At 44.8% G+C, this 12,204-nt stretch carries 10 protein-coding genes; all 10 read left to right on the top strand.

Annotation, left to right across the window (positions count from 1 at the left end; genetic code table 11):
* The first annotated feature begins 8 nt into the window (after nucleotides 1-8).
* The 10 genes from KW844_RS27220 to KW844_RS27175 all read left to right on the top strand — a co-directional run bounded on the left by KW844_RS27220 (nucleotide 9) and on the right by KW844_RS27175 (nucleotide 12,171).
* On the top strand, nucleotides 9-1,424 hold the full coding sequence (locus KW844_RS27220; RefSeq protein ID WP_218379930.1) for a RagB/SusD family nutrient uptake outer membrane protein: 1,416 nt from the start codon (nucleotides 9-11) through the stop codon (nucleotides 1,422-1,424).
* A gap of 10 nt (nucleotides 1,425-1,434) precedes the next feature.
* Nucleotides 1,435-2,121 (top strand): DUF4843 domain-containing protein, encoded by a 687-nt coding sequence (locus tag KW844_RS27215; protein WP_218379929.1) that lies wholly within the window; start codon nucleotides 1,435-1,437, stop codon nucleotides 2,119-2,121.
* A 21-nt stretch (nucleotides 2,122-2,142) separates the two neighbouring features.
* Nucleotides 2,143-3,576, top strand: a complete 1,434-nt coding sequence (locus KW844_RS27210; RefSeq protein WP_218379928.1) for a PKD-like family lipoprotein — start codon at nucleotides 2,143-2,145, stop codon at nucleotides 3,574-3,576.
* Nucleotides 3,576-4,442: a peroxiredoxin gene (locus KW844_RS27205; RefSeq protein WP_218379927.1), complete on the top strand. Its 867-nt coding sequence runs from the start codon at nucleotides 3,576-3,578 to the stop codon at nucleotides 4,440-4,442. The genes KW844_RS27210 and KW844_RS27205 overlap by 1 nt, the downstream gene beginning before the upstream one ends.
* Before the next feature lie 10 nt (nucleotides 4,443-4,452).
* Nucleotides 4,453-5,709, top strand: coding sequence for a TlpA disulfide reductase family protein (locus KW844_RS29310; RefSeq protein ID WP_218379926.1), 1,257 nt, complete (start codon nucleotides 4,453-4,455; stop codon nucleotides 5,707-5,709).
* 911 nt (nucleotides 5,710-6,620) lie between these two features.
* Nucleotides 6,621-7,400, top strand: coding sequence for a sensor histidine kinase (locus KW844_RS27195; protein WP_218379925.1), 780 nt, complete (start codon nucleotides 6,621-6,623; stop codon nucleotides 7,398-7,400).
* A gap of 8 nt (nucleotides 7,401-7,408) precedes the next feature.
* Nucleotides 7,409-8,158, top strand: a complete 750-nt coding sequence (locus KW844_RS27190; protein ID WP_218379924.1) for a LytTR family DNA-binding domain-containing protein — start codon at nucleotides 7,409-7,411, stop codon at nucleotides 8,156-8,158.
* 137 nt (nucleotides 8,159-8,295) lie between these two features.
* Nucleotides 8,296-8,502 carry a hypothetical protein gene (locus tag KW844_RS27185; protein ID WP_218379923.1) on the top strand — a complete coding sequence of 69 codons (207 nt, stop codon included), beginning with the start codon at nucleotides 8,296-8,298 and terminating at the stop codon, nucleotides 8,500-8,502.
* Nucleotides 8,503-8,524: 22 nt separating this feature from the next.
* On the top strand, nucleotides 8,525-8,887 hold the full coding sequence (locus KW844_RS27180; protein ID WP_255578653.1) for a response regulator: 363 nt from the start codon (nucleotides 8,525-8,527) through the stop codon (nucleotides 8,885-8,887).
* A gap of 107 nt (nucleotides 8,888-8,994) precedes the next feature.
* Complete coding sequence (locus tag KW844_RS27175; protein WP_218379921.1) at nucleotides 8,995-12,171, top strand: lantibiotic dehydratase; 3,177 nt, start codon at nucleotides 8,995-8,997, stop codon at nucleotides 12,169-12,171.
* Nucleotides 12,172-12,204: the final 33 nt, after the last annotated feature.

Below are 12,204 nucleotides of genomic sequence, written 5' to 3'. Positions count from 1 at the left end.
CACTGCTGATGACTACTATGCACAGATCAATATACTGGCTGCTACTGGTAATACTCTGCAGCACCGGCTGCAGCAAATGGCTGGATGTGAAGCCTAAAACTTACGTCAACGAATCAGACCTCTGGAAAGATGAACAGGGATTTAAAGACGCACTCACTGGTGTGTATGTCTCCATCTCTGATACGTCGCTGTATGGGAAAAATTTTACGATGGGCATGATGGATGTATTAGGCGGCAACTACGATGTTTCCAATTCCTTTCATATCTATAATAAGGCGGGCGCTTATCAGTATACTGATACCAAAGCTAAGACGCTGATTAACGAGTACTGGTCCAAGGGGTATAGTGCTATCGCCAACCTCAACAACCTATTAGCTAATGTTGACAGCCACAAAGCCTTGTTTGTAAATAACAATTACAACATTATCAAAGGCGAAGCGCTGGGGTTACGTGCATTACTGCACTTCGACCTTTTAAGAGCCTTTGGTGGCGTACCGTTATTAGGTTTGGACAAAAAAAGCATTCCTTACGTTACGGAATTTTCCATGACGGTGAAGTCCAATCTCCCAATGAATGAGGTGCTGAATGCCTGTCTGAAAGACCTCTCCGCTGCCAGAGAGTTATTAACAGTATATCAAAACCTCAACAACGGCACCGCAGATCTGTTTTTGTCGCACACGCGCAATCACATGAATTACTGGGCGGTTACCGGATTGATGGCCCGCATCTACCTGTACAAAGGCGACCTCACGAATGCTTATGCCATGGCCAAGGCAGTTATCGATGGAGGTAAATTTACGTTTATAGATGTGAGTGCGGTCAGCACCATTTATCCTGACCGCCTGTTTTCAACAGAGCATTTATTTTCCGTTTATTCTGCCAATCAGGAAGAAATCAATACAGGCTTGTTTAAGAGCACGGCAGGCACTAACAATGTGCTCACCAACAAAACAGCTTTCATCAATACACTATATGAGATAGCCGCCGGCGGAAGCACCGATTACCGGTACTTATACCTCTGGAAAACAGAAGGTAGCAGTGCTACTAAATATCCGGCAAAATACTGGCTGGATGACCTCCTGGCCGGTAATGGCAATGCCATTCGACGTGTACCGGTTCTCCGATATTCCGAGATGTACTACATAGCTGCAGAGGCCACCGCCGACCTCGCAGAGAAAACAACATTGCTCAACCAGGTGCGGCAGCGCCGCGGATTGCCGGTATTAGCCACCAACCTGACTGCAGAGCAGTTAGACAATGAAATTTTTAAGGAATACAGAAAAGAATTCTACCAGGAAGGACAGCTGTTTTTTTACTACAAGCGTAAGAACAGTACACAAATTGCAGGTTCCGGTATTGCCGGCAGTGAAGCGGTATACGTACTGCCTGTCCCTGACGATGAAATTGAATTCAACCACGGATAAAACTTAAAATATGCAACGACTATTATATCTTTTTTCATTGATCATCTTGTTGGGTGCTTGTCAGAAAGAATCGCTGCAGGCCTATAGTTCCACTGCGCTGGTTTATTTTTATGAAGCCGTTCGGTTTAAAACCATTACCGACGACAGTACCACCTATTCCTTTGCGGTAGTACCGGATAGCATACAATCCGATACGATTTACCTCCCCTTGCGCATCATAGGAGAAGCTGCAAAAACGGACCGACAGGTAGGTTGTGAGCTGATTACAGCAACTTCTGTAGCGGATCCTGCTACGTTTGAAATATTACCTGCTATCATTCCTGCTAATAGTTACACCGGTTCTATCCCGGTAAAAGTAAACCGGGCAGCGATTTTGAAAACAAAAGAAATGCGCCTGTGGATACAGATTACTAACTCCCCCGATTTTAAAACCGGTGTGGACGATCAGCTGAAATACCTGGTACGGCTCAACGATTTTCTGTCCAAACCATCCAGCTGGCGCGATAACCTGTTTGGCAAATACAGTAATGTGAAGTATGATCTGATCATCAAAGCCAGTGGTGTGGCTGATTACACAGGACTGGACTATCCCGCCGAAAGAAATCTGTTGCAGCAATGCCGCAATGCACTCTATGCCTATGAAAATGAACATGGGTTTTTATATGATGAAAACGGTGAACTCGTTGTGTTCCCATAAGATCAGGATAAAACTAATATTATGACACGTCAGCTATACAATTGTTTATGCCTGTTACTGATCGTACTCACAGGCTGTTTTAAAGACAAAGGCAATTACGATCTGCATCCCATTAATGAATTAGCTATCAGCAGTACCACACCTGATTCCATCCAGGTAAACCAGTTCGACAGAATTAAGATGGAAGTGGCGATTACACAAACCATGCCTGGGAGTGATTATAGCTACCGTTGGACCGTCTTCCCGTACGTTAATGGGGGCTCTAATGATACGCTTGGTTTCGGCATGGCCATCGATACGATTGTAAAGGTAAATCCCGGCGATTATGTGCTTTTGTTTACCGCAACGGAAAAGAAAACTGGCATCAGCACCTTTAAAAAATTCTTTATGCGGGTATCCGGTATTTATAGCGAAGGCTGGATAGTCCTGGAAGGAGAAGGAGATGATCAGGAATTATCCCTTATCAGGCCAGATGCCAGTGTGATGCGGAATATTTACCAGACGGCAAATGGAGAAAAGCTGCCTGCAAATGGTTTTCGCGTACGTGTACTCAATGTTTATACAGGTATCCAGGATATCTTTTTGATCTGTAAAGATGGAGGTGTATCCATGGATTATGTTTCCTTTAAGAAACAATTGGACTATCGAAACTGGTTCTTTAGTACACCAGATACCATAGCACCAAACAACATTTTTTATAATAAACTCGGCGTAGCAGGTTTTCTCATTAACAATGGAAAGGTTCATTATCTGCCATTTGGTAGTGGAGGCACGCGCAGGTACGGCGCTCCTTTGGAAGGGGATTATGTAATATCTCCACATGTGCTACCCATGATGAACAATGATTTTTCAATCTTTTATGACACTAAAAATCAACGCTTCCTTTCTCACACTGCTGGAAAAATAACTCCGTTGGTTAGTCCTGCCGGATCTGCCTTTGACCTGGCCAATGTAGGCAAAACGCTGGTATATGCCGGCGAAAGCAATAATGATTATCATAACTGCCTGTTCAAAGATAACAATGCTGATAAATTCTATGTATACCGCCTCAACACTGCCGCCACGAATATGGCTGCCGAAAAGTATGATGTGGTGGATGCACCGGAAATAAAGGATGCAAAGCTGTTTGCCTCCTCGGGTATCTATCTGCAAATTTATTATGCAGTAGGCAACAAGGTATACCTGCTGGATATTCCGGCACAAAAGGCCAGGTTGGTATATACTTTCCCTGGCGGTACACAGATTACTGCCATGCGCCTGAAAATGGCACAGGGATTACTGATCAGCTATCCGGACAATAACAGAACCATCACTGTAGGTACCCTGGAAAATAACGAAGGAAAAGTATACTCCTTCTCCATTTCCAACACCGGCGATTTTGTAAACAATACCTATACGAAGGTTTATACCGGCTTTAAGAAAGTGATGGACCTGGAATATAAAAACAGAAAATAATGCGTAAAACAATTGTAATTACAAGCCTGCTGCTGGCGGGTGTCATGGCATCTCAGGCACAGAAAAAAGACAGGTCTACCGACCCAAATTATCAGCAATATATGGCACTGAATCACGCAGCGGATAGCATTACCGCAGCCATTTCGGACACCATTAAAATTCATGCAGCTACCTTCCAGACGGATACTGCCTTAAAAGCTGCTGTATCGAGGCAGTTTGGTATGGCTGGCCGTTTGAAGATGAAAAACGATTCGATCTTCCTGCATACCTATCCTGGCTCTATGATCAGTTATGATATTGTACGCCGGCAGATTGGTGGCAGCAATGAGCCAGAGAAAATTTATGCGGCAATGAAGCAGTTATCGCCAGCCGTGATGGAAGTACCGGAAGTGAAAGCTTACCTGGCAGAAGTAGAAAAAATGAAAGCCTTGGGAATTGGTAAAATGGCGCCAGTATTTAGTTTACCTGATACTTCCGGGAAGATGGTAAGTCTGCATGATTATAAAGGCAAGTATGTGCTCCTTGATTTCTGGGCCAGCTGGTGCGGGCCTTGCAGAGCTGAGAATCCACATGTAGTGGCGGCTTATAAAAAATACAGTCCTAAAAATTTTACGGTACTTGGAATCAGTCTGGATAAGGAAGATGGAAAGGCCGCCTGGCTTGCTGCCATTCAAAAAGACGGACTAACGTGGACGCATGTATCTGAATTGAAGTGGTGGAAGTCGGCAGTGGCAAAGCAATATTTTATCAATGCTATTCCCCAGAACGTATTGATTGATCCGCAGGGCAGGATTGTAGCCCGCAACCTGCGCGGACAAAAGTTATTAGACCAGCTGGATATTATCCTGGAACATAAAAAATCTTAAACCAACCATTATGAAGAAACTATTATCTATTGCGGTATTTTCCGCCTGTATGTACCTGGATGGTCAGGCGCAGGCGCAGGTGAAGACAACACCAGCAGCGAAAAAGCCCAACATGATGCAGGAGATTTTCCGGCAGTTTACACCGATAGACACTGCCAGTAATGCGGATACAGCCAGGATGCTGTTTGAGCGGTTGCTGTCGAAATACCCGGAAAAGGAAAACCCGGAGAACGCGAACATTTACCAGATTGCCCGTTCTGTGGTGGTGACCAAAATGATTATGGCGGATAAGCCTGGTGCGCTGGATACGTTTGCTGCCATTCCTCCGGGAATGATGAGGCGGCAGTTTATCAGGCCTACCTGCAATGCCCTGATAAAGAAGGGCAGGTTAGCCGAGGCAGAACAATTGTACCTGCAGGATTTAGCGGGGGCAAAGGGTGGTGCCAGAATGGACAGCGCTGATTATTATACGTTTAGTGTAGGCTATGCTACATTATTGTATGATACAAAACGCTATCCGGCGGCTTATTCCTATATGGAACCATCCTACCGTTTGCGTTATGTGAAGGAGAACAAGGACCTGACGTATTATGCGAAAATTTTGCTGGCGAATAAACAGGCGGATAGTGCGGCAGCAATATTACAGGGGATGGTAAAAGAAGGCAGGAGTGATAAGGAGAGCCGGGAATTATTTAAGCAGGCATGGAAGGCTGCGGGCAGAAAACCGGCTGATTACGATGCGTTGACGGCTTCACTGAGTGAGGAGCTGCGCGGTAAGTACCACGCGGAGGTAGCGCATGCCGACACGAACTATGTTGCACCTGCTTTTGAACTGGTGGACCTTAACGGGAAAACGTGGAAGCTGGCGGACCTGAAGGGCAAGGTGGTAGTGCTGGATTTCTGGGCTACGTGGTGTGGTCCCTGCGTAGGGTCGTTCCCGTTAATGCAGGCGGCGGCGGACAAATATAAGGGCAAAGCTGTTTTTCTGTTCATTAATTGTTGGGAGAAGAAAGCTAATCCGGTGGAGCGCCATAACCTGGTGGCTAAATACATCAGGGAAAATAAGTACCGGTTTGATGTGCTGCTGGATGAGGCCATGGCTGATAATAAGGGAGCGAAGGTAGCTACTGACTACCAGGTCAAAGGTATTCCGGCTAAGTTCATCATTGACAGGAGCGGTAATGTGCGGTATAAATTAAGCGGGTTTTCCGGCAATTTTGATGCGTCAATGATGGAATTGGATCTGATGTTGGAAAAGTTATTATAGGAAGATACTGATTAACACTACGAAAACGGCCTCCCCGGATCACCGGTGGAGGCCTTGTTATGTTTGAAGGAAAAGCAAAAAGGGTAATTATAGGTAGTGGCATGCAACGAGTGCATGGCGATAGTGTCTTTACTGGTAATGGAAAAAAGTTGGGGTTAACGATGAAAATGGAGGGTTAAATGGTCCAATGTTGTAGAAGGTTATTCCGGCGGAACAGTCTTAACACCTGCATTAGCCGCAAATCCATCTATGGATTTGCGACTCTGGAAGGGTTTTCCGGCAGGGTATTTTGAGGGATGAAACTTCAGTGGATGTAATTCTGCTTTTGAATTATAATAATATTTTATATATACAAAACAGGTGATATCACTACATTAAACAGTTATATCGTTCCAGCTGAGTAAAAAAAATTGGTATTGTAAAACATAAGTGCTCCCGACAAATAATTAATTTATGAATTGTTACTTTTTCTTATTTTGGTTACAAAGCACGAAAGAATTTAGAATTCATGAAATATTATTCGACCAATGTCCATAACGGCTAGACATAATTTAGTTACATCCGGAACGAAGCAGGGTAACTGGCTGATGCGATGGATAACCTCGGGGGCATTTGACAAGTTCTTTACCCGACGGGTGAGTATAATGGCACATATTCTTATGTGGCTATTATTATATATATTACAGACTGTTACTGTAGTCATTTCTCATAATGAATCGTTACTTGTTTGCCAGGCATTTGCCTTTCGGAATGTGTTGGCGGTGGCATTTGGTTTTTACTGGGTGATGTATTTGGTTGTCCCCATTTTTATTGTAAAGGGGCAGTATGTACCGGGGATTATATTGTTGCTGGTACCTTTCGTGGCTTTTCACGTCATTAATTATTACAGTACGGTATTAATTTATAATCATTTGAACGTTGCTACACCGGGGGTGCGTGCAATTTCGCAGGGGATTATTGCGGACGGTGCTTTTGGCAAACCGGCCATTCACCGCATGCTGAGGGGGACCTGGGCATTCACTACATCCGTGGCGCCTTGTATTGTAGCTAAGCTGGTGCTGGATATTATCCGGCATATTACCCGTACTTTAAGGCTGGAAAAAGACCGGCTGGACATGGAATTAAATTTTCTGAAGTCGCAGTTGAATCCGCATTTCCTTTTTAATACACTGAACAATATTTACATGTTGTCGTTAAAAGGCGCGGAACAGGCGTCGGATCTTATTTTGCATTTATCTGAGATGATGCGGTATACGTTATATGATTCTGATACGCCGATGGTGGAGTTACAGGATGATGTGGCTTTCCTGAAAAACTATACAGAACTGGAGCGGGTGCGCTACGGTGCAAAAGCAATCATTATATTTGAGTATAATGAGGAGGAAGTGGGTGAGCAATTGATTAGTCCTTTGCTGATGTTTCCATTTGTTGAAAATGCGTTCAAGTACAGTCATGTAGGCAACGACGGCAAGTGCCATGTTGCTATCAGGATCAGTGCCAGCGGGTCTTTCCTCACTATGAGTGTGCGTAACAGTAAGAACAGTGTGAACAATGTACCAAAAGAAGTGGGTGGGATTGGTCAGGCCAATTCCCGCAAGCGGCTGGAGTTGCTTTATCCGGGCAAACATCAATTGGACATTCAGGATGAAGAGGACACTTATTCGGTGACCCTATCGTTAAATCTTAATTAAAGTAATAAATGGAGCAGCAGATCAGATGTCTGGTGGTAGATGATGAACCATTTGCCAGAGAATTAATGACAACCTATATCAGTAAAGTTCCCCAGCTGGAGCTGGTGGCAACCTGTGAAAATGCCTTGGAAGCCCTGGAGATTCTGCAACAGGATTCCATAGACCTGCTTTTTTCCGACATCAGAATGCCCAACATCAATGGTGTGGAAATGATCCGGTCGCTCTCTCATATTCCCCTGGTTATATTTACTACCGCCAGCAGGGACTATGCGGTGGAAGGTTATGAGCTGGATGTAGTGGATTACCTGATGAAACCTTTTGGATTTGACCGGCTGCTGAAGGCAATCAATAAAGCCAAAGCGATATTACAACAGCGGAAACAGCCCGCAGCAGCACCCGGGAAAGAGAAATCCTCCCCGGCAACCTATATGTTTGTGAAGGATGGTCAGAAGCTAAGTAAAGTCATCTTCGATGATATTTATTATGTAGAAGGCATGAAGGACTACATCAAAATTGTAACGGCCCGGGAAACGCACATCATTTATCAGCGGATGAAGCATATGGAGGACTTACTGCCCGACAACCAGTTTATCAGGGTACATAAGTCCTATATAGTACAGTTAAATGCGATTAAAAATATCATTGGCAACACCGCCGAACTCATAAATAACCATACGATAATCATTTCAAAACAATACAAATCCGAGTTGAATAAACGGCTGGGCATTACCTCAGATGCCCGGGAAGGAGAAGAATAGTTACCCGCTCACCCACTCATTCAGCTAATTAGAAGTACAGTTACGTTCGTCGTGTAGCGGCTGCATTTGGTCTAAAAGAAAATTTACTGTAGTGGAACATCGGCATTTTTGTTTACAACTAAAACGCCCTTATCTCCATGAAAAAACAGTTTCTGAACACCAACATGCAACCTACCCTCGAGCTGCGTAAAGAAATCGTGGCTAAAGCTGATTCTCATGCAGTTAACAATCTTTCTGTAAGGAAAAATCAATTATTGCAGCATCGTACGGAAACAACTGACACCACTGGTGGCAGCATTCCTACGACGATTTCCCTGTCGACACTAGTCCTGTATCATAACTAATCCCGTTGTTGAGGTGAGAGAGATGCCATACCGTTGTGCAATAGTCGATGACGAGCCCCTTGCGGTGGAATTACTCAGTAGCTATCTGAACAAAATGGACCACATGGAGCTCGTTATCGCTACTGATAAATTGCAGGATGTCTCGGAACTGATCCGCTGCAGGGAGATAGATCTTATCCTGCTGGATGTGAATATCTATGGCAGACAAACTACCGGCTTGAGTCAATTATTAAAAAATACTGATTGCAGCTTTATAGTAGTCACTGCCTATCCACTTGCCAGCCTGGGAGATTTACCGTTGGGAGGGCGTCACGGATATCTTCCAAAACCTGTCAGCTTCCCGAAATTTCGGGATCAGGTCACCAAAATGCTAAAACTTGCTTAAGCAGGATATTGGAAATGTTAATCATTTCGTCGTGTAAACGATGAATTTGGTCGAAAAAATATCTGTGTAGATAAAGATGTTAGCACCTTGTACTTTAAATAAAAGACATGCACGATCGCGTATTGCTGCCGCAGGTTAAGTCTTTCGATTTTTATCTACTACGATTGCCGCTTTTGTCCTACAACACAATTAAGTCCCTTCATTCTGGAAATAAGCGTGATGTAGCCTCATTAACGGCAGCATTAAAGGGAATTTACCAGCAGCCCGTGCTGCAGGAAGCTATATATCTTGCCAGCCAGGAGCTACATTCAAACCTTCTGGACTGGTTAAGCGGTACATCAGTACTCCGACCGCATAAACAACATAAACTGGTACTGACCCTATATAAATATTTATTAAGAATGAGTGCTCGTTGCACACCATATGGTTTATTCGCAGGTTGTTCTACCGGTAGCATCACAGATGCACCGACTGCTATTACCATCAACGAGACCTCCCGTCATAAAAAAGCAAAAATCGACATGCACTGCCTGTCGGTCATTGCCGATGAACTGGTGGCTGACCAGGAAATCGCCGCCGTACTTACTTTCCTTCCCAACAGCAGCATTTACCGGGTAGGAAACACTTACCGCTACTACGAATACCAAATCAAGGAAAATAAAAGACACTATTTTCTCAGTAGTTTCTCCCATAACATCTATCTAGAGAAAATCCTATCTACTGCCGGTAACGGCGCATCCATTCAACAGCTCACTGCTGTACTCATGGATCTTTCTATCACTGCTGATGAAGCCAGAAGCTTCATCAGCATGCTGGTGGAAAACCAAATACTCGTCTCGGCCTTTCATCCTACGTTAACAGGTCCGGATTATCTGAGTACAATCGCAGCACAGCTACATTCAACAGGGGTAAAAGCCCCCTTGCAGCAACTGTTGACAGAAGCACAACAACATTTGTTTGCTTATGAGAAAAGAAATGAACCTTATAATGTTATAGGAGAACTACTGCAGAAAGTTAGTCCGGGCCTGCTCAACAAAGACCTTGTTGTGGTAGACCTGTTCCATGAAACACCCGCCAATAACCTCCACCACGGGGTGATTGACACTATTGCAGAAACACTCAGCGAACTAACCGCCCTCAATATTTCCAGCGAAGACCCCGAACTAGCGACCTTCAAAAAGAAGTTCCTGGCCCGCTACGACGGGAAAGAAATGCCCCTGATGTCGGTACTGGATAGTGAAAATGGAATTGGCTTTGGCATCGTTACAGGTGACAAGTCCAATTATACCCCGGTCATCGATGATCTTGTTCTCCCCTCAGCTCCTTCTTTCAACCAAAATCAATGGACCAATCACCATAAGCTGGTCCTGAAAAAATTTGCAGAGGCTCAGCAACATCATTTAACCGAAATCGTACTTACATCTGAAGACTTGCTGGAAGCGACCCCCGAAAACCCGACCGGCTTGCCGGCTACTTCCACCGCCATGGGTACACTCATCGCTGCTAACACCAGTAACCTGGATGAAGGCGATTTCCAGTTCGTACTCAAAAGCTGCGGTGGTCCTTCCGCCCTTCCCCTAATGGGGCGCTTCGGCTCTTCGAGTGAACCCCTCGCCGATCACATGCGCCAGATAGCAGCCTATGAAAAAATGCTGCTGGGAGACAAAATAATCGCAGAGATTATCCACCTCCCACAAGGCCGTACCGGTAACGTTTTACTTCGCCCCAAACTGTACGACTACGAAATCCCATTCCTCGGAACATCCTCCCTGGACAAGGAATTCCAAATACCTGTCAGCGATATCTACGTAAACGTAGTCAATGACAACATCATCCTGTTTTCTAAATCCCTCAATAAAGAAATTGTACCGCGACTCACCAGCGCACATAACTTTACCAACAGTCTCAGCGTGTATAAATTCCTCTGCGCCATGCAAAGCCAGCAGGAAAGCCTTAACATCGCCTGGGACTGGAATATCCTGCGGGACCTTCCCTACCTGCCTCGTGTAAGGTATAAAGAAGTTATCCTCCGCAGGGCACAATGGCGACTGCTCAGTAAAGACTTTCTCCAGGACGACGGAGGTGATCAGCAACAGCTCTCCCATCTCCTTAAAAAAAATAATATACCTGAAAAGGTAATCCTTGCAGAATCAGACAATGAACTGTTCCTCGACCTGACATGTGTACTGGCCCAGGAACTCCTGATCTCCTATCTCAAAAAAGGAAATGTTACACTTTATGAACCTTTCCTGGAAGAAGAACACCTCTTCATCCGGTCGGAATCAGGTGCTTTCTGCAACGAAATCATCGTCCCTCTCTATAATAGTACATATACACAAAGCAGAACAGCCATTCCTGAAAACCAGCATACCAGTGTCAAAAGGACATTCAGCCCAGGCTCTGAATGGCTGTATGCTAAAATTTACTGCGGCCCGAAATGGGTGGATAAACTGCTGACCACAGAAGTTTACCCTATTATCAATAACCTGAAACTGGACGAAATCATCGACAAATGGTTCTTCGTACGATACGTAGATACCGATAACCACCTGCGCCTCCGCTTCCATCTCACCGATCCGGAGCAAAGCCAGACCGTTATCAATGAAATCAACCAGGCTTTCCAGGAATATATCGACGAAGATATCGTCCATAAAATCCAGTTCGATACCTATCAGCGCGAGTTGGAACGCTATGGCACTGAAACGATGGAACTTTGCGAGCAGCTCTTTTACCACGACAGCGAACTGGTACTGGAACTACTCCCACATATACAAAGCGGTAACCAGGAGTTTTACCGGTGGATCTTTGCAGTAAAGGCAACAGATACCATGCTCGAAAACCTGGGGTTTACCGTTCAACAAAAGCTGGAACTGCTCAGCACACTGCGCGACAGCCTGTTCAGAGAGTTCAATGGCAACAGCGACTTCCAGTTTCAGCTAAACAATAAATTCAGGGAACATCAGCAGGCCATCACAGGTATACTGGATGAAACTGCCAGCGCATTCCCACTGGCCGACCTGATCTATGACCAGTTCAGCCAGTACGATACCGAAATAAAAAATATTTGTACAGAAATACGGATCATTTGTGGCAAGGCCACGGCCCAACGGTCGTACCGGCTGCAAAAGTTAACCGGTGACCTGCTCCATATGATGCTTAACAGGTTTTTCGTAGCCAGCCCCCGTTTACACGAACTGGTTACCTACCACTGCCTGGCCAAGCATTATACAGCAGTACTGGCAAAAGAAAAGACTAGTTTCAATTTGCGAAACTTAATGATTTAGGATAAAATAGAATAGTTGGTAATTAAAAAAGGG

This window comes from Chitinophaga sp. sic0106 (genome assembly GCF_019219075.1).
In the GTDB taxonomy this organism is placed as follows: domain Bacteria; phylum Bacteroidota; class Bacteroidia; order Chitinophagales; family Chitinophagaceae; genus Chitinophaga.
This window is presented reverse-complemented; position numbering and strand designations above follow the sequence as displayed.

Bases quoted from the DNA above. Each gene is read 5' to 3' on its own strand.
- KW844_RS27220 (WP_218379930.1), top strand. From the start codon at position 9: ATGACTACTATGCACAGATCAATATACTGGCTGCTACTGGTAATACTC.
- KW844_RS27215 (WP_218379929.1), top strand. From the start codon at position 1,435: ATGCAACGACTATTATATCTTTTTTCATTGATCATCTTGTTGGGTGCT.
- KW844_RS27210 (WP_218379928.1), top strand. From the start codon at position 2,143: ATGACACGTCAGCTATACAATTGTTTATGCCTGTTACTGATCGTACTC.
- KW844_RS27205 (WP_218379927.1), top strand. From the start codon at position 3,576: ATGCGTAAAACAATTGTAATTACAAGCCTGCTGCTGGCGGGTGTCATG.
- KW844_RS29310 (WP_218379926.1), top strand. From the start codon at position 4,453: ATGAAGAAACTATTATCTATTGCGGTATTTTCCGCCTGTATGTACCTG.
- KW844_RS27190 (WP_218379924.1), top strand. From the start codon at position 7,409: ATGGAGCAGCAGATCAGATGTCTGGTGGTAGATGATGAACCATTTGCC.
- KW844_RS27185 (WP_218379923.1), top strand. From the start codon at position 8,296: ATGAAAAAACAGTTTCTGAACACCAACATGCAACCTACCCTCGAGCTG.
- KW844_RS27180 (WP_255578653.1), top strand. From the start codon at position 8,525: ATGCCATACCGTTGTGCAATAGTCGATGACGAGCCCCTTGCGGTGGAA.
- KW844_RS27175 (WP_218379921.1), top strand. From the start codon at position 8,995: ATGCACGATCGCGTATTGCTGCCGCAGGTTAAGTCTTTCGATTTTTAT.